Source organism: Pseudomonas sp. GD04058, assembly GCF_029836855.1.
Taxonomy (GTDB): Bacteria; Pseudomonadota; Gammaproteobacteria; order Pseudomonadales; family Pseudomonadaceae; genus Aquipseudomonas; species Aquipseudomonas bharatica.
Map to the genome: position 1 here is coordinate 63,784 of NZ_JAOECN010000002.1, position 19,053 is coordinate 82,836.

Sequence of the window (19,053 nt, forward strand, 5' to 3'; positions counted from 1 at the left end):
AATCCGTCATGAGCGCCAACCCTCGTATCGCTGACTATGCCATCCATGAACAGTTCATCCAGCGCTGGTCGCCCCGAGCCTTCACCGGCGAGCCGATTTCCGAAGAAACCCTGCTGAGTTTCCTCGAGGCCGCGCGCTGGGCGCCTTCGGCCTACAACTCGCAACCCTGGCGCTTCCTCTACGCCCGCCGCGATACGCCGAACTGGGAGCGTTACCTGGGCCTGCTCAACGAATTCAACCGCAGTTGGGCGCAGCATGCGTCGGCACTGGTGATCGTGATCTCCAAGACTACCTTCACCGCACCGGGCGCCAGCGAGGAAACCCCGGCCCTGTGGCACACCTTCGACACCGGCTCGGCCTGGGGTCACCTGGCGCTGCAAGCCAGCATCAGTGGCTGGCACACCCACGGCATGGCCGGCTTCGATCAGGAACTGACCCGCAAGGAGCTGAAGATTCCCGAGGGCTACGACCTGCACGCCGCAGTGGCGATCGGCAAGCTGGGTGACAAGGCGACCCTGGCCGAGTACCTGCAGGCCCGTGAAGTACCGAGCCCGCGCCGGCCGCTGAACGAGCTGGCGGCCGAGGGTGACTTCACTCTGTAAGCCTTATGGCCTAATCGCTGGCAAGCCAGCTCCCACAAGGACCGCGTGCACCGCAACCCCTGTGGGAGCTGGCTTGCCAGCGATTGCTGCTTCAATAGCCCCGCGAAAAATCGACTTCTCCGCGCAATCCGTCGCCCCGCCCGTAAGCCCCCAGGTTCTCAACGAACAACCGCACCATCGCCGCCGGCGAGGTCGGCGCCGAGCTATGCCCGGTCAGCAGCAGCCCTAGCGCGGTCCAGAACGGATGATTGCGCGGCAACGGCTCCTGGCGGCACACATCGATCACCGCCCCGGCCAGATGGCCCTTGGTCAGCGCCTCTACCAGGTCGCCATCGACCACTGCCACACCGCGCCCGGCGTTAATGAACAACGCGTCCGGGTTGAAGCGCTGGAACAGCGCAGCGTCATAGATATCGCGGGTCGCCGGGGTATCCGGCAGCAGGTTGACCACATAGTCCACCTGCCCCACCAGCCGGCCGATCTCGTCCAGCCCGGCCACTTCGATGAAGGGCTCGAGCGGGCGGGGCGAACGGGCGATGCCATACAGCTTGCAGCCGAACGGCACGAGGAAACGCGCCACCTCGCAACCGATGTCACCGGTCCCGACGATCAGCACCCGACGCCCGTCCAGGCTGCGTCCCGGACGCCCGTCCCACTTGCGCTCGACCTGGCTCATCAGGCGGGTCAGCACTTCACGCTCGTGACCGAGCATGTAGGTCAGCACGTACTCGGCCATGACCTGGCCGAAGATACCCACGGCCCGGGTCAGCCGGTATTCGCGGGGCAGGCCCTCGGCCAGCAGCGGCGTGATGCCGGCCCAGGTCGACTGCACCCAGCCAGGGCGGTGCCCCTGGCGCAGCAGGGACGCCAGCAGGTCGGGCTGGCCCAGCCAGACCGGGCACTGCGCTGCCTGCGCCGACAATTCGGCGGAATCACCGCTGGTGAGCACTTCGAGTTCGGGCAATGCCTCGCGCAGCAGACGGGCATAGAGAGCGTGATCCTGTTCGGCGATCAGAACGCGCATATCGATTAAAACCTTGCAGAACAGCGGGAGGGCCGGTCGGAACCGGCCCCGTCAGGGCGGGATCAGACCGGGTCGTTGCGACGCAGCAATTCGTCCGGCAGGTGCTCGATGTATTCCTCTTCGGCTGGCGGCATCTGCAAGTGGAAGCCCTGGCTATCAAGGTTTTCCAGGACCTTGGCGATGTCCTCGCTGGCCAGGGTGCGCTCCGGGGTCAGCACGACATCGAAGGCGTGCTGCGGCGTGCCGAACAGCGGCAACAGGGCGTCCGGCACCCGGTTCAGGCCATCGGCCTTGAGCAGGTAAAGGTACATGCCCGGCTTGCGCGGGCTGCGGTAAATCGAACAGATACGTTTCAAGCGGATTCTCCGGCATCGGCCAGGCAGTCGAGGAGGGCCTGGCCCATCCGCTCGCGGCGCCAGCCGCGCAGCGAGTCGGGCAATTGGTACGGTCCGTCGGGGTAGCCGCTCTTGAGCAGCGCCTCGAGGGTTTTCTTGCGCAGCATCAGCTCGGGCGCGATGTTCAGGCGTTCACCCTCGGCCTGGCCGATGGCACGCAGTTTCTTCAGGAGCGCGGCGGCTTCGATCGGCAGCGGCTCGGGCACTGCCGGCGGCCATTCTTCCGGCGGCAGGTTGCCCGTGCGCTTGATCAGGTCGAGCAGGAACTCGCCATCCTGGCGGATGGTGCGCGGGTGCATGTCTTCGATACGGGCCAGGGCTGACAGGTTGTCCGGCTGGGTCCGGGCGATCGGCCACATGGCATGCTCGCGCAGGATGCGGTTGCGCGGCACGTCGCGCTCGCGGGCTTCCAGTTCGCGCCAGGCGCACAGCTCGCGCAGCACGGCAAGCTGGGCCCGGGACAGCTTCCAGGCCAGCTTGGCGTCGCGGTACAGCTCGTAGGGGTCGATTTCCCGGCACAGTTGAATCACCAGCTCGGCGCCGTCCTCCAGCACCCAGGCATTCTTGTCGTCGCTCAGTTGCGGGCGCAGGCGCTCGTAAAGCTCGGCCAGGTGCACGGCGTCTTCCGCGGCGTAGCTGACCTGGGTTTGCGAAAGCGGGCGTTGCAGCCAGTCGGAACGGGTCTCGCCCTTCGGCAGTTCGATGCCCAGGACTTCCTGGACCAAGCGCGAGTAGCCCATGGAAAAGCCGAGGTTGAGATAGCCGGCCGCCAGTTGCGTGTCGAACAGCGGCACCGGCAGGCTGCCGGTCAGGCGAGCAAGGACTTCGAGGTCTTCGCTGCAGGCATGCAGGACCTTGGTCACGCCCTGGTCTTCGAGCAGGCCGGCCAGGGGCTGCCAGTCGTTGATCAGCAGCGGATCGATCAGGAAGGCACGCTGGCCATCGCCGACCTGGATCAAACCGGCTTTGGGATAGAAGGTGTCGACCCGCATGAACTCGGTGTCGAGGGCCACGAAGGGCAGTTGACGCCATTGCCGGCAATGTTCCGCCAGGGCGCTGTCGTCGGTAATCCAGTGAATTTCGATGGCCACAAGGCTCTCCCACATACAATGGCGCGCAGTATATACGGCACGGGCCACCGCCGGGAAACCGCTCGACGGTAGCCTTTCCAGAGTAGGCGGCGAGCCCGTGCCGCGCTTTTACAGTGATGCCTGGGCCGGACGGCAGCCGGCGAACAGATCCAGCTGCGGGTTGTACAACGAGGTCCGAACCTGCAGCAGGCCGAGCATGGAGTGGAACAGGTTGTCCTGGCTCAGCGGCCGGTCGCGGCCCTGTTGCAGGCAGTCGGTATCGACGCCGAAGCTCTTGCGGTAGTTGTCCGAGAACCAGGCCAGCATCGGCACGTGCTTTTGCTGCTCGGGGGCCAGCATGTAGGGCGTGCCGTGGAGGAACAGGTTGTACTCGCCCAGGGATTCGCCGTGGTCGGAGAGGTAGATCATCGCCGTATCGACCTGGTCCTGCTTGCTGCGCAGCACATCGATCAGCGAGGCCAGCACGTGGTCGGTGTACAGCAAGGTGTTGTCGTAGCCGTTGACGATGCTCTGGCGGTCGCACTGATTCAGGGCGTTGCTGCGGCAAACCGGGGTGAAGCGCTCGAACGAAGCCGGGTAGCGCTTGTAGTAGTCCGGACCGTGGCTGCCCATCTGGTGCAGGACCAGCACGGTGTCCTGCTTGAGATCGTCGATACGCGCGGCGAGGTCCTTGAGCAGGATTTCGTCGTGGCATTCGTTGTCGGCGCACAGGGCCGGGTCCTTCAGGTTGCTGACGTCCTCGACGTGCACGCGGTCGCAGGTGCCCTTGCAGCCCGACTGGTTGTCGCGCCATTCCACCACCAGGCCGGCACGCTGCAGCATGTCGAGCAGGCCTTCCTGGTTCTTCGCCTTGGCCGCGTCGTAGTCCTTGCGGGTCATTCCGGAAAACATGCAGGGCACGGAGACCGCGGTTTCGGTGCCGCAGGACGTGACATTGCTGAAGCTCAGCAAGCCCTGCTCCTTGCTCAATTGCGGCGTGGTATCGCGGTTGTAGCCCAGCAGTCCGAAGTTCTCGGCGCGGGCACTCTCGCCCACCACCAGGACCGTCAGGGATTTGCGCGGATGGGCGGCCCAGGCCGGGGCCAGCGTGGCATCCTCGCCGATCTTGCGGAACGGCTGCGAAGCGACCCCGACCTTTTCCCGGGCGTAATTCACCGAGGCGCCGATGTAGTTGCTCGGCACGATCATCAGGCGCAACTCATGATGATTGCGAAACAGCGAGGCCAGCCCCTGGTAATTGACCATGGCCACGGCAGCCAGCAACGCCGCACTGGCCAGCACGACCAGGAGCTTTTGCAACAGCTCGCGCGGAAGGCTACGGAAGCGGATCGGTGTCCTTAGCAGGATGAAGGTCGGTAGTACCCCGAGCAGCACAATATGAACGAACAACTTCAGCGATAGCAGGTCACGCACTTCCGTGACGTTGGTTTCCACGGTATTGCGCAACATGCCGATATCGATCAGCACGCCGTACTGGCTCATGAAATAGGCGACGCCGGCACTGATGATGAATAACGTGGCCAATACCGGTTTAAGAACTTTGCGAAACGCCAGCAGGGTCAGCACGATATTGAAGGCGCACAGCAGCAGCACGCCGAAAGCCAGGCGCAGCAGCACGGCATGGGCGTCCCCCTGCAACACCGTGGAAACATGCTCCCAGAGTACCGAGTTGAAGCCGATCAACAGGTAGGCGCTGGCCAGCAGCGTCACCCATTCGGGACGCAACGACTTGAGTTTCAGCATGACGATTCGCTTATAAAAAGATCCATCCGCTGATGTCTTTGCGACATCAGGTTGTTCGCGGGGTGGACTTTAAGCAGCCGTTCATCAATTTTCCGTGAAAAAAACGCCAACAAACGATGGCCGGGAATGAACTTTTATTAATCCGGAATAGGTGATCAAGCCGCCGCTGGCAAACGGCGGCCGGGAATGGCAGGGTCAGGCAGGGAAACGGACCTTGGCGTAGGAGTCGCGATCGATGTCCAGGATCTCCACGCACAGTTGCGTATCGATACCGGCCGGGACCGCCAGCACATCCTTCAGCGCCTCCAGCAGGCTGGCGGACAACTGGCGCTTGATCTCCGGCGAGCGACCGCTGAGCAGCGCCAGCTTCACATGGACGAAGGCACGCTCGACCGGCGCGATGCCGACGCGAAAGGTCTCATGGGCCACGGCGCGACTCTTGATATCCACCTCGTCGCCGAACTGGCCACTGGCGACCAGGGCGCTGTTCAGGCGCAGCAGGGCCTTGTCGGTATCGAGGTCACGCAGGTTGGCGCTGTATTCCAGATGAAGCTGGGGCATGGGGGACTACCGGTCGCGGAAAAAGATCCGACAGACTAACCCCGACTGCCCAACACGGCAAAGACATCTACGCTGAAGGTTCATGCCCCGACCTGACTGAGGAGTTGAAGCTATGCCGGTCAAACACAATCTGTACGCCGACCTTGGAGTGACCGCGGAAGAATTCGAGGCGCTGAAGAAAGGCAGTGCCCACTTGGCGGAGCTGGAAACCCGCTACCTGCAAAAGGACAAGGAGGTCGTCGAAGCCGAACAGAGCGCCGCCGCGGATGACATCGTCACCCGGCTGCGCAAGGAGCGCCTGGAGATCAAGGACAAGATCGCCAGCCTGGTGAAATCCGCCTGACCCCGCCCCCGCGCTGACGCCCCGGTGTCAGCGCACCACCTGGCGCTGCCGACGCAGCGCCGCCCGCACCTGGTCCGCCCCGAACACGAAGCCCTGAGCCTGGCCCAGTTCCAGAATGCGACTGATCAGCACCTCGCGATCCTGCAGCGGGTCGAGTGCTACGGCGTGCTGTGGATGCTGCTCCAGCCAGCGGCTGAACCCGGCATAGGCCCTGTTGAAACGGCCCTCGCCGGCGGCCGGTGTGGTCGCCAGCCCCGCGTCGATCGCCGCGTCCACCCAAGGGCCAGGACGGCAGTCGATAACCAGGTGGATGCGCGGCCTGTCGCCATGATTGTTGACGCTGTGCGGGCGATACAGGTCGAGAAACCAGCACTCCCCGGCACGCATCGGCACACGCTGGTCCTCCAGCATGAAATCCACCTCCTCCGGCGCCAGCAACGGCACATGCAGGCGCATGTCGGCATCCGGGCCACCCAGATCGTAGTCGCGGTGTTCGCGGATATGGCTGTGGGGGCCGAGGCGCAGCAAACGGGCGTTGCGGATCTCCACCTCGAGCCCGGCCAGGCCCCGGGCCCAGCGCGGATCATCCAGCCACGGCTGGCGCTTGATCGCCGGGCCCTCGCCGTGCACCAGCGCCACCTGGGACTCGGTGGTTATCAGCCCGACGCCACTCCAGTCACCCTGGTAGTAATCGCGGTTGAAATGGGGTTGCCAAAGGGTGTCGTCGAGGTCGGCCAGGGCAGCTAGCATCGGCGCCGGGTCGATGACCAGGGGCAATCGGGAAAAGCCGGGGCGGCTGCGTTGCACGGGTTGCATGGGCGACTCCGATTCCATTGGCTGTCACATATTGTCTTGGAGCAAAACGCCATCACCCTGCCAGTTGCAGGATTCCCCCGCAAGGATCATGTTTACACCCCATCGGCCGATACACTGGCCAGGCACTCTTTTCGAAGCGAACCCCATGCAGTCCATCTACCTGAACCTCGGTTGCCCCGTTCACCCACGCCAGGGCTTCTTCAATATCGACCTGGAGGCCGCCCATGCCGACTACCAGCTCGATCCGGGGGCCGCCCTGCCTTGGGAACGCGGCACGGTGCCGGGGATCTACAGCGCGCATCTGCTGGAGCGCCTGAATCGCAACCAGGGTATCCGCCTGCTGCTCGAATGCCGCCGTGTGCTGCAGCCGGGTGGCGTACTGCGCCTGGTGACCAGCGACCTGCAGGCGCTCGTGGATGACTACGTGGCTGATCGGGTTCACCCCGAAACACCCGGTATCGGCCGGGGCGAGCGCTTGAACCGTGCTCTGCGCCAGCACGCCTGGACCTGGGACCGTGACGACCTGACCCGTGTCTGCAAGATGGTCGGCCTGGTCCCGGTAGACGGCATCGCTGCGGGCCACAGCAGCGACGCCAACCTGGGCGGCCTGGAAAGCGCAGCGGCGGGCCAGCTGGTCCTGGAGTTGCGCAAACCGCAACGCCAGCTCGCCGCCGATGCCGAGCCGCTGGTCAGCATCGTCATGCCGACCTACCGGACCGAGCATTTGCACCAGGCCCTGGAAAGCGCGCTGAACCAGACCTACCGGAATATCGAAGTCCTGGTCTGCGACGACTGCCCGAGCGATGCCATCGAGACCATCGTCGCCGACTATGCCCGCTTCGACCCGCGCCTGCGCTATGTGCGCAACCCCGACGCGGGCAAGGACATCGGTCGCCTCAACCATGTGCTGTGCATGCAGCAGGCCCGTGGCGAGTACATCAAGTTCCTCAACGACGACGACCTGCTGGACATCGAATGCGTCGAGCGCCTGCTCGGGACCTTCCGCGATTACCCGGACATCACTCTGGCAACCTCCAAGCGCCAGCGCATCGACGGGTTCGGCGCACCGCTGGCCGATATTCCCGCGACCCAGGCACCGGTGGCTGCCGACTCGATGATCGAGGGCCTGTCCATGGGCACCGCGTTGATGCTGTCGCAGCTCAACTTCATCGGCGAGCCGAGCACGGTGATGTTCCGCCGCGACGACATGATCGACGTCACCCCGGACTTCATGTCGGTGGACCAGCAGCCGATCGCCTGGGCGTCCGACGTGGCGATCTTCCTCAACCTCGCACTGCGCGGCAATACCGTGTACCTGGTCCGGCCATTGAGCAGCTTCCGCATCCATGGCGAACAGACCCAGGTAGTGTTCGGCGCTGCGGCACAAGGCGAGTCACGCCGCTGCTGGGGCATCATGAAGGACTTCTGGACCCGGCATGAATTCGACAAACCCTTGTGAACATCACGTGCAAAGGGGCCGCGATGAACAGGACGATCGGAGCGATGTGCAGCCCATGAAAAAGCGCGATCCGATCTTCGTCACCCAACCCGCCCTGCCCGCGCTGGACGACTTCATCCCGTACCTTCGGGAAATCTGGGACAGTCGCATCCTGACCAACGGTGGCAGCATGCACCAGCGTCTGGAAAGCGCGCTGTGCGAGTACCTGGGCGTCGCGCATGTGTCGCTGTTCTGCAACGGCACCCAGGCGCTGATCACGGCGATCCAGGCGGCAGGCCTGGAAGGCGAAGTGATCACCACGCCCTATTCGTTCGTCGCCACGGCCCACTCGTTGCTGTGGAACAACCTGCGGCCCGTGTTCGTCGATATCGCCCCCGATACCCTGAACCTGGACCCGGCCCGCATCGAAGCAGCGATCACCGCCCGCACCACGGCGATCATGCCGGTGCATTGCTACGGGCATCCCTGCGATGTGCGGGCAATCCAGCAGATCGCCGAGCGTCACCGACTGAAGGTGATCTATGACGCAGCCCATGCCTTCGGCGTGCGCGACGAGGCCGGCAGCCTGCTGCAGCATGGCGACATGGCAGTGCTGAGCTTCCATGCCACCAAAGTGTTCAGCACCTTCGAGGGCGGTGCCATCGTCTGTCGCGACGAGGCGACCAAGCGCCATATCGACCAGTTGAAGAACTTCGGCCTGTCCTGCGATGGCAGCACCGTGGAATTCACCGGCAACAACGGCAAGCTCAGCGAAGTGCACGCGGCCTTCGGCCTGCTGCAACTGCAAGGGCTCGACCAGGCCCTGGACAAGCGTCGCCTGATCGACCAGCGCTATCGCCGGGGCCTGGCCGGAGTCCGCGGCATCCGTTGCATCGACGGCGTCGGCGAAGCCCTCGGGAATCACGCCTATTTCCCGATCCTGGTCGGCGCGGACTATCCGCTGCAACGCGATCAATTGTTCGAGCATCTCGCCGCCCACGGCATCAACGGCCGCCGCTATTTCCAGCCGCTGATCAGCAGCCTGCCGATGTACCGCCACGACCCGTCGTCCAGCGCCGACAACCTGCCGGTGGCGCACCGGGTGGTGGAGCAGGTGATCTGCCTGCCGATCTACCCCGACCTCGACCACGACAGCGTGGATTTCATCATCGAGCTGGTCGCCGGGGCGGCTGCATGACCGCACTGGCGATCATGCAGCCGTACCTGTTCCCCTACATCGGCTACTGGCAACTGCTGCAGGCTACGGACCGCTTCGTGGTCTACGACGATGTGAACTACATCAATCGCGGCTGGATCAATCGCAACCGCATCCTGATCAATGGCGAACCGGCGCTGTTTACCCTGCCGCTGCTGCAGGCCTCGCAGAACCGCAGGATCGACGAGATCGACATCGCCCCCGCCGCCCAGTGGCAACGGCGCCTGCTGCGCAGCCTGGAGATGGCCTATCGCAAGGCCCCCTGCTTCGAAGAAGTGTTTGCCCTGGTGGAGGGAATACTGCGTCATGAGGACCGCAACCTGGCCGGGTTCCTGAGCCACCAGGTGCAGGTACTGGCCCGCTTCATGGGCTTGCAGGCGCAGATCGTGCCGAGCAGCAGGTGCTACAGGAACGGCCATCTGGCGGCGCAGGAACGCATCCTCGATATCTGCCGCCAGGAAAACGCGAAGCGCTACATCAACGCCCAGGGCGGGCGCTCGCTGTACGAGGCGCAGGCTTTCGCCGAACGCGGAATCGAGCTGCGCTTCATCGCCATGCGCGCCCTGCCCTACCGCCAGCGCAGCGAAGGGTTCACGCCTGGCCTGTCGATCATCGATGCGCTGATGGAAGTGGGCCCCGAGGGAATCGGGGCCCATTTGCGGTCGTTCGACTGCACGTGAGGATCAGGCTTCGCACACCACGTAGATGCTGGCGGTAAGGTCGGGGTACTTCATTCCCAACTGGTAGCAACCCTCGAAGAACGCCTGGTCGATGATGCCGGCGCGATGCGCTGCATCGAACTGGAAATTGGCCAGCGGCTTGAACAGGATGCCGCCCCGCTGCCCGATGCGGAAACCGGCCTGCCGCACCTCGTGCTCAAGCGTATCGAGGCTGTAGGTGCAGCGGTGGCCATGCTTGCGCTCGCCTTCGGTGACTGCCGCGTTGAAGTCGATCAGGCCCATGCCTACGGCAATCTGCCGGGATGCCGCATTGGCATTGGGCACCACGACGAACAGGCGGCCGCCGGGCTTGAGCCATTCACGGACGCGTTTCAGCACCGGCTGCGGTTCGCTCAGGTGTTCCAGCGTGTGGACCAGGAAAATATTGTCGAAGCGCTGCCCGGGATCGGCCTCTTCGAACCGGCCCAGGATGAACGTCGCCCGCGCATCGTCGACGTTCCTGCGGGCGATCTCGATAAGGTCGGACGCGCCTTCGAGCACCGTCACCTCGTTGAAGACCTGCAACAGCTTCCTGGTGAACTCGCCGTGGTAGCAGCCCATCTCCAGGGCATTGCCGGGACGGAACTGCCCGGCCAGCGCGCGGATCATGTAGTCGCGGTGGATATAGTCGAAATCGTAGGCGTAGCGCCGGTCTTCGGTGTCCTGGTACTCGGTGTTGAGATCGCGTGACATGCTCAGCCCTGGTTGGAGTGGTACATGCGCTTGGCCGGCGGCTGGTACCACTCGTCCAGCGTGGCGGGAACCCGCGCGTTGTAGCCGATGACCTGGCGCAGGCGCTCGTCGAACTCCGGCCCGCGGTCGTAACCCAGGGCGCGCGGATAATCGAACTGCTGCTTCATGAACGGCCTGGAGAACATCGGCGTCACCGAGCGACGCAAGTGATCGGTGATATTGCTGCCGCCCGCGTGCCAGACATTGGAGTTGAACATCAGGATGCTGCCTGCCGGCGCGATGGCCTGCTCGGCGTGGGCCCGGAAGTAGTCGTCGGTCGGTTTGCCCGGCGCTTTGTGCGAGCCGGACAGCATCCAGGTGGCGCCATTGTCGGCGGTGAAATCATCGAGCATCACCAGGGTGTTGAGCAGCAGCGCGGTTTCCCCCGAGTAGGAGCGGATATCCCGGTGCACCCGCTGCGCGTAGGACTGGCTGTCCCGCGTGTTGATCGCCCCACCGAACGAATTGAGGATGAACTGGCCGCCGAAATAGCGCTCGATGAACGGGTAGATCGGATAGGCGCGCAGGCAGTCGAGAAAGCTGTCGAACTGCCCGACCAGGTGGTGCACGGTGAAACTGGTGTCCTGGTCGATGCCATTCTTCACCTGGTACTCGCGGCAGATCGCATAGGCCTTGTGGATGTCCTCGCGCATCTGCTCGACGATGGCCTGCGGGATGGCCCGTTCGAAGATGACCCAGCCCTGCCCGGCCATGCGCGCGTCGAATTCCTCGATGCTGATCATTGCGGCTCCTACTTGATGGTGACGATGCACTTGGAGGGGTACAGCTCGCACTTCTCCAGGCTGTACTCGTGGGGCTGGAATACCTCCTTGAACGCCAGCGCCTCGCCCGGCGATTCCGCCCAGGTCAGTTCGTCCATCAGCAGCACACTGCCGCTGACCAGATGCGGCCTGACCGCCTTGAGCGCCGCCAGGGTCGGCTCGTACAGGCCCATGTCGAAGTAGGCGAACGCGACAATCGCCGAAGCGTTGGCCGTGAAATACTCGGGCGCGGTCTGACAAACGTCACCCGCCACCAGTTGATGAATGCCGCGCTTGTGGCCAAGGACATTGTTGCCCTCGTGCACCTCCAGCAGTTCGGCAAGATGATCCTTGTAGCTGGCTTGGGTGGAATAGGAATTCTCGACCCATACGCCGCTTTCCTGGCGATCCTTTTCGCCCGGCGCGGAATAGCCTTCGAAGGTATCGAAACCGACGATCCGCCGTTGCTTGTTGAACGGCTCGTACATGGCGCGCAGGTTCTCCAGCAGGACCAGGTTATGGCCGTACCAGGTGCCGAATTCGCAGATGATTCCAGGAATGTGCTTGAAGCGCTTGTACAGGTCGCTGAGGACGATGAACTTCACCAGCACCGAGCTGCGGGTATACAGGCCGATATTGAACAGCAGGTCGTCATCCGACAGCGGGCTGTTCAGGTACAGGGCGCGCAACCTGTCGCGGAACGCGTATTGCAGGTCCGAGGCAGTGGATTCCAGCTTGTAGACATCATCCTGGATCTTTTCGTTACTCATCATCACTCCACTGGGCCAGGCCGAAGCCGCTGGTCCCGAACCGGTTGCCGTTGTACAGCATGTATTTTTGCCCGCCGCTCTCGAAGATGAACGGGTAGCAGGTCATCTGCGAGTCCCAGCCCTCGACGGATGGTGGGATGCCCTCGTCATCGAAGCGGGTCCAGGTCCGGCCGTCGACGGACTCGGCGTAGCGGATGCGGTAGGACCCGGCGCCGTCGCGATAGTCCTCGGAGGCGCGGGAGCAGAACCACATCTTGAACAGGCCATCCTCGCGGATCACGCACGGACGCGAGAACGCCTCGGTGGGGAAGCGCGATTCCAGGCACTGTTCGGGGAAGCGGGTGTATTGGTAGCCGTCCTCGGATTCGGCGTACTTGATCACGTAGAGCGGCTCGTACTTGCCGTTCACCTCCAGCCAGCGGGTGCCGGAGACGTACCACATTTTCCACAGGCCCTCGTCGAACAGCACCGTCGGGGTGACTGCCAGGTATGGCTCGGTGGCGGTGCGGTCCATGATCGGACCTTCGAAAAGCTTGCGGAAACTCAGGCCATCATCGTCCGAGACTGCAACGCCCATGGCGTTGTGGTAAGGCACGGTGAGCCGCTGGTTCCAGCCACTGTAGTAGAGGTAGGTGCGACCGTCGCGCTTCAGCGCATAGCTGGGCATAACGCCCTCGTCGTCGAAGGTGCCGGGAGCACCGAAGCCCAGGCACGGCTCGCGGTGGCGGGCGACCACCCGCAGCGGGTCGTGCCGGTCCAGGTCCACCGCATAGCAGAGGCTCTTGCCCTGGGCATTGCGGGTGGAAATGAACACCCGCACGACATCGTCGAGTACCAGGCTGGTGGGTACCTGAGCGTGGGAGCCAACCCAGTCGCTGTCCGGGTCGAAGATTCTGCCGAGTTTTTTCCAGGCCATGTTCTACCTAAAAATCCAGGTCCTGGCTGCTTTTCACGGCACGCGCGGGTGCGCCGATGTAGAGCTGCCAGGGTTGAGTGTTTTTCGAAATCAGCGCGCCCATCGCCACGCAGGTGCCTTCGGCGATGGTGCAGTCGTTGGTGATGGTCGAATTGACCCCGAGCCAGGCGTAAGGCTCCACCACGCAATGACCGGACAGGACCACGTGGGAGGTGAAGAACACGTGGTCGCGAATCTCGCCGTGATGACCGATATGGTTGCCGCTCCACAGCACCACGTTATTGCCGATGGTGGTGAAGGGCTGCAGGGTGTTGTCTTCGAGAATGAAGCAGTTCTCGCCGATCGGATTGTCGTTCACCGTGGCATTCGGGCTGACATAGGAAATGAAGTCGTAGCCCTTGTCCTTGCCCTGCAGGTAGACGGACTCGCGCAGGCGATTCATCCGGCGCCCGGTCATCGGCGCGAACAGCCTGTACCCGCTGCTGGGAAAGTACTCGTGGAGCGATTCGAAGGGCACCACCGGCAGCCCTTCGAAGCGTTTCGACTCGGGGATATAGCGCTCATGCACGGTGAAGGCGACGACCTCCACGGTCGGGTCCTTCTTCAGGTAGTAATGCGCCAGCTGCGCAGTATCCAGAATTCCGAAAATGACAACTTTCTGCATCGTGACGTCCCGCGGGTACAAAAGTGAGTCAGGTCAAACCGACGTGAAAGAAGCGCTGTGTATACTGCCGGCCACGATAGCACTGTCGCTGGCACAACGAAAAAGGACACCGGGAAGATGGGCAGGATTCTTGATCACGATCAAATCCGTTTTTACCAGGACAACGGTTATCTGATCGTCGAGGACATTTTCGATGCGCGACACCTCGACGAAACCCTCGAGCATTTCAACCTGTCCTTCGCCCAGCAACTCCAGCGCCTCGGGCTGCCCGTCGCCACGGGGCCGCTGGTGGACGCCCTGCACGACAACATGGCCAGCCTGCTCGGCGCCAGCATCCCGCTCTATCTCGCCACGCTGCGCATGTGCGCCAAGCTCCATGGCGTGTATCGCCTGATGACCGAGGAGCGCCTGCGCCAGGCCTGCGCCGACCTGGGCATCGCCACCCCGCTGTTCCAGACCACCCCGGTGCTGCACCTGATGTCCAGGCGCCTGGTGATCCCGGGCGGTTACCAGGGCTTCGATGTGCATCAGGACTGGACCTCCGTCCAGGGCAGCCTCGACACCATCACCACCTGGATTCCCTTCATGGCGATCGACGAACGGTTGTTCACCATGGAAGTGGTACCCGGGAGTCATCTGCTCGGCCTGCTCGGCGGCAACCAGGAGCAGCATGTGCTGCGCGTGGATCCCCGGCACTACAGCGAGGACAGCTTCGTTCCTGTCTGTGTCGGCAAGGGCGGCGTTTGCTTGATGTCGAACTTCACCATTCATCGATCTTCGCGCGAAGGCGACGAGCGCATGCGCCTCTCGATCAGCGGTCGCTACGAGAACGCCAGCGAACCGACTTTCATCGCGCGGGAATATCCGTTCACCCAGCACAAGTCGATGCAGCGCGGCTTCATCACCGAGAACTTCCCCAGCGTCGAACAGGTACGCCGGACCTACGCCCGGAGCACCGAGCAATGAGCGATTCCAATCCGTTTCCGGCCTTGATCGAGTACTTCGCCGCCAAGCGCGCGATGTTGCAGCAGGACAGCCCGGTGCTGACCAGCATCGCCCTGGGCTCGTCCCATGGCGACTTCGCCTTCGATCCGCGCTACAGCCCGGGTTCGTTCAACCTGTGCAGCCGCTCCCAGGATTTCCGTCATGCCCTGGCGCTCTACCAGCACGCCGTGAACCAGGCGCCGCGACTGGATACGGTGATCGTGTTCTATTCGCTGTTCTCGCCTGGCAACCTGCTGGAGCAGTCGCCCAGCGAGAAGATTCTCGCACCGCTGATGAACGAGATTTTCCAGTTGGGGCTGAGCTACGAGGATCCGCTGCTGATACAGATCGCCAGCCAGTTGCAGGGCCGCCTGGCAGCACCGGGCGATACCCTCGGCGGCGTCGCCGGCTTCCTGCCGGACCAGCAGAAGGCCTTCATGCCGGCCAGCCAGGGCGCAGCGCAGCGGGTCGCCGACCACATGCGCCTGAATGCACGCGAAGACGGCAACCAGTACCTGGCGCAACTGCTGCTGTTGGCCGCCGAGCTGCGGCACAGGGTCATCGTGGTCATCCCGCCGATGCACGAGGCGTACCGCGCCGCTGCCGGTCACGACAGCGCCTTCCTGTTCCGCGGAGTCTTCGAACTCCAGCAGTTGCTCGGCACCCTCGCCCCCGGCCTGGACATGCAGATTATCGATCTCTATGCCGACCCCGCCTTCCATGCCGGCCACTTCGGCGACTTCGACCATCTGCTGCCGCAAGGCGAAGGAGCGATGCTGCTATCGCGCCGGATAGGCCAGGCCCTCGGAGCGTCGTGATCGAAGTTTCCAGCGCCTGCGCCAGGCCGGCGCGCAAAGCCATATGATTTCGGCTGGGTCAGCGTTGCCATGGAAGGCGACCGTTCAGCACGGCATAGGCCAGCAATCCGATCACCAATCCCCAGAACGCCCCGCCAATCCCGAGCAGCGTGATATTCGCCGCTGCGGCAAGAAAGGTAATCAACGCCGCTTCCCGTGACTTCGCGTCGGCCATGGCGCTCGACAGGCTGCTACCAATGGTGCCCAGCAAGGCCAGCCCGGCCAGGGTCGTGATGAAAGGTGCCGGAAAGGCCATGAACAGCGCTGCCAACGTCACCCCGAACACGCCGACCAGGATGTAGCAGACGCCGGCAGCGACACCGGCGATCCAGCGCTTGCCCGGGTCCTCGTGAGCTTCCTTGCCGGTGCAGATGGCGGCGGTGATCGCCGCGATATTGAAGGCGTGGGAGCCGAACGGTGCCATCAGCAACGAGCCCAGGCCGGTTACGGTAACGATGGGATTGGCGCTGGTGGCGAAACCGTCGTTGCGCAATACCAGCATGCCGGGCATGTACTGGCCGGTGAGGGTAATCAGGAACAACGGCAGCGCAACACTGAGCGCGGCATTCAGGCTGAAGGCCGGAGCGGTGTACACCGGAGCGGCGAATTGCAGTTGCAGGCCTGCCAGTTCGACTTGCCGCATCGCAAGCAGATAAGCCAGGCCGAGAAGCAGGATACCGACCACCGCGTATCGCGCGCTGAAGCGCTTGAACAGCACATAGGCGCAGATCAGCAACCCGGCCAGTGCGGGATCCAGCGAGAGGCTGGCGAAGGCCCCGATCCCGAACTGCAGGAGGATGCCTGCCAACAGACCGGCAGCCAGCCCCGCAGGGATAAGACGGATCAGCTTTTCGAAGCAGCCCGTGACCCCGAGCAGGACGAAGGCCATCGCAGACAACAGATAGGCACCGATCGCCTCGGCATGGGTGACGGTGGGCAGCGCGGTAACCAGGAACGCCGCCGCCGGTGTGGACCAGGCGGTGATGATTGGCGCGCGGCTGAACCACGACAGCAGCAATCCGCTGATGCCCACCCCGATCGATACGGCCCAGACCCATGAAGCGGTCAGCTCGGGGCTGAGCCCGGCCATCCGGGCCGCCTGGAACACCAGGATAAAGGTACCGCCATAGTTGACGATGACCGATACCACGCCGGCGACCACTGGATGAATCAGGTCCGCGGGGCGCACGGCGGACGAAGGGGTTTCAGCGGAAATGCTCAAGGCAGCCTCCGGAACAAGGTTGAAGGAAGCCACGTTTATAGCCGTAGAATGGCGGGTGACTTCCCGCCAATTCATGGATATCGAGCAGACCAATGTTCAAGAACGCCCAACTGGAATCGGTAAAGGCCTGGCTCAACCACCCGGCCTATGGCGCGCTGCCCCTGCATGTGCGTATCCAGCGCGGGATTCGCCAGTTGATCCTCGATGGGGCATTGGGGGTGAACAAGCCCTTGCCGGCCACCCGTCCGTTGGCGCTGTCGCTGGGTGTGTCGCGGGATACGGTGGAATCCGCGTACAGCCAACTGCATGCGGAAGGCTTCATCGAGCGCCGGGTTGGCAGCGGCAGTTTCGTTTCCGAACGCACCAGGCAACTACCACCACGAAAACGACAGCGTTCCGGGGCGAGCGTTGCACAGGCCGAGTTGAGCCAGCGCGGCGCCGCCATCTTTCGCGAAGGTGGCGTGCAAAACTTCCAATATCCCCACCCTTTCGCACCCGGTCTCGCAGAGACACGCAATTTCCCGTTACCGATCTGGGATCGGCTCGAGCGCCAGGTCATCAAGGAACATGGCACCCGCGCCCTGCTGCACAGTGCTCCCCAGGGCATGGAGGTGCTGCGCAGCAGCATCGCCGACTACCTCAACCTTGAGCGCGGGGCACGGGCCAGCACGGATCGGGTGTTGATCCTGACCAGTTCCCAGCAGGCCCTGAGCCTGTGCTCGACCGTGCTGATGGATAGCGGCGAGCGCGTGCTGGTGGAAGACCCCATGTACCACGGCGCGAAAAAAGCCATCGGTGCGGCCGGCCTGGAATGCATACCGGTGCCGGTCGACGGCGACGGCATGCAGGTCCCGGCCATGGCCGCGTTGGCCGGCGATGCCCGGGCGCTGTTCCTTACCCCGTCCCACCAGTTTCCCACCGGTACCACCCTGTCCCTCGACCGCCGCCTGGCCGCCATCGAGTGGGCCCGCCAGCAACGGGCGTGGATCATCGAGGACGACTACGACAGCGAGTTCCACTATGAAGGCCGCCCCACCACCTGCGTCCAGGGGCTGGATGCCCACGACCGGACCCTATACATCGGCACCTTCACCAAATCCATGTTTCCCGGCCTGCGGATCGGCTACATGGTTCTGCCGCCGCAACTGGTCGGCCCGATGACCGCGGCGCGGACGCTGCAGGACGGCCATAACCCCTCGATTTCGCAACTGACCCTGGCGCGCTTTATCGAAGGCGGGCATCTCGGTGCCCATGTCAGGACCATGCGCGCCCTCTACAAGGCTCGCCGGGACATCCTCGCGGAGCTGGTTGAGCGGCATCTGGCCGATTTCCTCGCTCCACGGGTGCCTGATGGAGGCATGCAGATGCCCTGCCTCTTTACCCGCCCCATGGACGAGCGCGCGGTGGTCGCTGCTGCCAGAACGGTGGATGTGGACCTGCTGGGGATGGGCAGCCTGTATGCGCGGCCACGCAACGACACGGGATTCCTGATGGGCTTCGCCGCACATACGCCAGCGGAACTGACGGCTGCGGTGGGTCGGCTGAAGAAGGTGCTAGAGAAAATGGTCTGACTGCCTATCTGCAATTGGCAGGCTATCCCAGGCCATTTCCGGACTATAAAACGCAACCGGGCAACACGCCCGTTTCGATCAGTCCGGATAGGAGTCTTCCCATGGCCGCAGTACAACAGTCGATAGCAATTCGCCCCTTGGAACCGGGCGACCTCGAGCAGTGGAGCGATTACTGGCGCAGCTACCAGACCTTCTACAAGGTAGACCTGGGCGCAGAGATCACCCGGCTCACCTGGGAGCGCTTCTTCGACCCCAGCGAGCCGGTGCACTGCGCCGTCGCCGCGGATGGCGACCGCATCCACGGCTTCGTCACCTACGTATTCCACCGTTCCACCTGGGGCAAGAACGATTTCTGCTACCTCGAAGACCTCTACGTCAGCCCGGAGGTACGTGGCCAGATGATCGGCAAGCGCTTGATCGAATACGTGCAGGGACAGGCGCGGGAGAAAGCGTGCGACCGGTTGTACTGGCATACCCAGGAAAGCAATCGCACGGCGCAGCGCCTGTATGACTGGATCGCCGAAAGGCCGGGAGTGATCGAGTACAGGATGGGGCTCGACGACTGAGTGATTCGTTACGCCTGAGGCGTGGAATTCCTGTGGAGTCCGTCCGGCACGACAGTGCGGGC

Annotated in this window: 21 protein-coding genes; 9 read left to right on the forward strand and 12 right to left on the reverse strand. The window is 63.5% G+C overall.

Annotation, left to right across the window (positions count from 1 at the left end):
- Nucleotides 1–8 precede the first annotated feature (8 nt).
- A complete protein-coding gene (locus N7650_RS02085) occupies nt 9–602 on the forward strand; it encodes a nitroreductase family protein (protein ID WP_009399576.1) in 594 nt (197 codons plus the stop codon).
- A gap of 91 nt (nt 603–693) precedes the next feature.
- Here the strand turns inward: N7650_RS02085 and N7650_RS02090 are convergent, their stop codons facing one another.
- From N7650_RS02090 to N7650_RS02110, 5 genes are all read right to left on the reverse strand, one after another.
- Entirely contained in the window at nt 694–1,626 is a 933-nt protein-coding gene (locus N7650_RS02090; protein WP_279896880.1) for a D-2-hydroxyacid dehydrogenase, read from the reverse strand.
- Nucleotides 1,627–1,688: 62 nt separating this feature from the next.
- Entirely contained in the window at nt 1,689–1,982 is a 294-nt protein-coding gene (locus tag N7650_RS02095) for a YcgL domain-containing protein (RefSeq protein ID WP_009399578.1), read from the reverse strand.
- Entirely contained in the window at nt 1,979–3,112 is a 1,134-nt protein-coding gene (gene rnd / locus N7650_RS02100) for a ribonuclease D (protein ID WP_279896884.1), read from the reverse strand. Before rnd ends, N7650_RS02095 begins: the two co-directional genes overlap by 4 nt.
- Before the next feature lie 108 nt (nt 3,113–3,220).
- On the reverse strand, nt 3,221–4,855 hold the full coding sequence (locus N7650_RS02105; protein ID WP_279896886.1) for a phosphoethanolamine--lipid A transferase: 1,635 nt from the start codon (nt 4,853–4,855) through the stop codon (nt 3,221–3,223).
- 195 nt (nt 4,856–5,050) lie between these two features.
- Complete coding sequence (locus tag N7650_RS02110; protein ID WP_009399581.1) at nt 5,051–5,416, reverse strand: 5-carboxymethyl-2-hydroxymuconate Delta-isomerase; 366 nt, start codon at nt 5,414–5,416, stop codon at nt 5,051–5,053.
- Between the two features lie 112 nt (nt 5,417–5,528).
- On the opposite strand from N7650_RS02110, the gene N7650_RS02115 reads away from it, so the two are divergent.
- The gene (locus N7650_RS02115; protein ID WP_009399582.1) at nt 5,529–5,759 is read left to right on the forward strand and encodes a DUF465 domain-containing protein; all 231 of its coding nucleotides are present in this window, start codon (nt 5,529–5,531) and stop codon (nt 5,757–5,759) included.
- A gap of 27 nt (nt 5,760–5,786) precedes the next feature.
- Here the strand turns inward: N7650_RS02115 and N7650_RS02120 are convergent, their stop codons facing one another.
- Nucleotides 5,787–6,575, reverse strand: a complete 789-nt coding sequence (locus N7650_RS02120; RefSeq protein ID WP_279896888.1) for an aspartyl/asparaginyl beta-hydroxylase domain-containing protein — start codon at nt 6,573–6,575, stop codon at nt 5,787–5,789.
- Nucleotides 6,576–6,720: 145 nt separating this feature from the next.
- On the opposite strand from N7650_RS02120, the gene N7650_RS02125 reads away from it, so the two are divergent.
- Genes N7650_RS02125 through N7650_RS02135 form a run of 3 tightly spaced genes read left to right on the forward strand, consistent with a single transcriptional unit; the run spans nt 6,721 to nt 9,909 of the window.
- Nucleotides 6,721–8,034, forward strand: coding sequence for a glycosyltransferase (locus N7650_RS02125; RefSeq protein ID WP_279896889.1), 1,314 nt, complete (start codon nt 6,721–6,723; stop codon nt 8,032–8,034).
- 55 nt (nt 8,035–8,089) lie between these two features.
- Nucleotides 8,090–9,211, forward strand: a complete 1,122-nt coding sequence (locus N7650_RS02130; protein WP_279896891.1) for a DegT/DnrJ/EryC1/StrS family aminotransferase — start codon at nt 8,090–8,092, stop codon at nt 9,209–9,211.
- Entirely contained in the window at nt 9,208–9,909 is a 702-nt protein-coding gene (locus N7650_RS02135; protein ID WP_279896893.1) for a WbqC family protein, read from the forward strand. Before N7650_RS02130 ends, N7650_RS02135 begins: the two co-directional genes overlap by 4 nt.
- A gap of 3 nt (nt 9,910–9,912) precedes the next feature.
- On the opposite strand, the gene N7650_RS02140 is transcribed toward N7650_RS02135, so the two are convergent.
- From N7650_RS02140 to N7650_RS02160, 5 genes are read right to left on the reverse strand one after another with little or no spacing between them, the layout of a single operon-like run.
- Complete coding sequence (locus tag N7650_RS02140; RefSeq protein ID WP_279896895.1) at nt 9,913–10,641, reverse strand: class I SAM-dependent methyltransferase; 729 nt, start codon at nt 10,639–10,641, stop codon at nt 9,913–9,915.
- Nucleotides 10,642–10,643: 2 nt separating this feature from the next.
- Nucleotides 10,644–11,423 carry a phytanoyl-CoA dioxygenase family protein gene (locus N7650_RS02145; RefSeq protein WP_064301887.1) on the reverse strand — a complete coding sequence of 260 codons (780 nt, stop codon included), beginning with the start codon at nt 11,421–11,423 and terminating at the stop codon, nt 10,644–10,646.
- 8 nt (nt 11,424–11,431) lie between these two features.
- The gene (locus N7650_RS02150) at nt 11,432–12,211 is read right to left on the reverse strand and encodes a class I SAM-dependent methyltransferase (protein WP_279896898.1); all 780 of its coding nucleotides are present in this window, start codon (nt 12,209–12,211) and stop codon (nt 11,432–11,434) included.
- Nucleotides 12,204–13,127: a hypothetical protein gene (locus tag N7650_RS02155; protein WP_279896900.1), complete on the reverse strand. Its 924-nt coding sequence runs from the start codon at nt 13,125–13,127 to the stop codon at nt 12,204–12,206. Before N7650_RS02155 ends, N7650_RS02150 begins: the two co-directional genes overlap by 8 nt.
- 7 nt (nt 13,128–13,134) lie before the next feature.
- On the reverse strand, nt 13,135–13,791 hold the full coding sequence (locus N7650_RS02160) for an acetyltransferase (protein ID WP_279896901.1): 657 nt from the start codon (nt 13,789–13,791) through the stop codon (nt 13,135–13,137).
- A gap of 117 nt (nt 13,792–13,908) precedes the next feature.
- Here N7650_RS02160 and N7650_RS02165 point away from each other — a divergent pair, with 117 nt between their 5' ends.
- Both N7650_RS02165 and N7650_RS02170 read left to right on the forward strand, forming a co-directional pair.
- On the forward strand, nt 13,909–14,757 hold the full coding sequence (locus tag N7650_RS02165) for a phytanoyl-CoA dioxygenase family protein (protein WP_279896903.1): 849 nt from the start codon (nt 13,909–13,911) through the stop codon (nt 14,755–14,757).
- Nucleotides 14,754–15,593 (forward strand): hypothetical protein, encoded by an 840-nt coding sequence (locus N7650_RS02170; protein ID WP_279896905.1) that lies wholly within the window; start codon nt 14,754–14,756, stop codon nt 15,591–15,593. Before N7650_RS02165 ends, N7650_RS02170 begins: the two co-directional genes overlap by 4 nt.
- 58 nt (nt 15,594–15,651) lie before the next feature.
- Here N7650_RS02170 and N7650_RS02175 read toward each other — a convergent pair whose 3' ends face one another.
- Entirely contained in the window at nt 15,652–16,854 is a 1,203-nt protein-coding gene (locus N7650_RS02175; RefSeq protein WP_279896907.1) for a benzoate/H(+) symporter BenE family transporter, read from the reverse strand.
- 92 nt (nt 16,855–16,946) lie between these two features.
- Between N7650_RS02175 and N7650_RS02180 the strand changes: the two genes are divergently transcribed.
- Both N7650_RS02180 and N7650_RS02185 read left to right on the forward strand, forming a co-directional pair.
- On the forward strand, nt 16,947–18,425 hold the full coding sequence (locus N7650_RS02180; RefSeq protein WP_279896909.1) for a PLP-dependent aminotransferase family protein: 1,479 nt from the start codon (nt 16,947–16,949) through the stop codon (nt 18,423–18,425).
- Between the two features lie 101 nt (nt 18,426–18,526).
- Nucleotides 18,527–18,991, forward strand: a complete 465-nt coding sequence (locus N7650_RS02185; protein ID WP_279896911.1) for a GNAT family N-acetyltransferase — start codon at nt 18,527–18,529, stop codon at nt 18,989–18,991.
- Nucleotides 18,992–19,053 lie beyond the last annotated feature (62 nt).

Coding starts and splice junctions, on each gene's coding strand:
- N7650_RS02150 (WP_279896898.1), bottom strand. CDS start 12,211: ATGAGTAACGAAAAGATCCAGGATGATGTCTACAAGCTGGAATCCACT.
- N7650_RS02130 (WP_279896891.1), top strand. CDS start 8,090: ATGAAAAAGCGCGATCCGATCTTCGTCACCCAACCCGCCCTGCCCGCG.
- N7650_RS02170 (WP_279896905.1), top strand. CDS start 14,754: ATGAGCGATTCCAATCCGTTTCCGGCCTTGATCGAGTACTTCGCCGCC.
- N7650_RS02090 (WP_279896880.1), bottom strand. CDS start 1,626: ATGCGCGTTCTGATCGCCGAACAGGATCACGCTCTCTATGCCCGTCTG.
- N7650_RS02115 (WP_009399582.1), top strand. CDS start 5,529: ATGCCGGTCAAACACAATCTGTACGCCGACCTTGGAGTGACCGCGGAA.
- N7650_RS02105 (WP_279896886.1), bottom strand. CDS start 4,855: ATGCTGAAACTCAAGTCGTTGCGTCCCGAATGGGTGACGCTGCTGGCC.
- N7650_RS02120 (WP_279896888.1), bottom strand. CDS start 6,575: ATGCAACCCGTGCAACGCAGCCGCCCCGGCTTTTCCCGATTGCCCCTG.
- N7650_RS02085 (WP_009399576.1), top strand. CDS start 9: ATGAGCGCCAACCCTCGTATCGCTGACTATGCCATCCATGAACAGTTC.
- N7650_RS02180 (WP_279896909.1), top strand. CDS start 16,947: ATGTTCAAGAACGCCCAACTGGAATCGGTAAAGGCCTGGCTCAACCAC.
- N7650_RS02155 (WP_279896900.1), bottom strand. CDS start 13,127: ATGGCCTGGAAAAAACTCGGCAGAATCTTCGACCCGGACAGCGACTGG.
- N7650_RS02160 (WP_279896901.1), bottom strand. CDS start 13,791: ATGCAGAAAGTTGTCATTTTCGGAATTCTGGATACTGCGCAGCTGGCG.
- N7650_RS02135 (WP_279896893.1), top strand. CDS start 9,208: ATGACCGCACTGGCGATCATGCAGCCGTACCTGTTCCCCTACATCGGC.
- N7650_RS02125 (WP_279896889.1), top strand. CDS start 6,721: ATGCAGTCCATCTACCTGAACCTCGGTTGCCCCGTTCACCCACGCCAG.
- N7650_RS02185 (WP_279896911.1), top strand. CDS start 18,527: ATGGCCGCAGTACAACAGTCGATAGCAATTCGCCCCTTGGAACCGGGC.
- N7650_RS02145 (WP_064301887.1), bottom strand. CDS start 11,423: ATGATCAGCATCGAGGAATTCGACGCGCGCATGGCCGGGCAGGGCTGG.
- N7650_RS02110 (WP_009399581.1), bottom strand. CDS start 5,416: ATGCCCCAGCTTCATCTGGAATACAGCGCCAACCTGCGTGACCTCGAT.
- N7650_RS02140 (WP_279896895.1), bottom strand. CDS start 10,641: ATGTCACGCGATCTCAACACCGAGTACCAGGACACCGAAGACCGGCGC.
- N7650_RS02165 (WP_279896903.1), top strand. CDS start 13,909: ATGGGCAGGATTCTTGATCACGATCAAATCCGTTTTTACCAGGACAAC.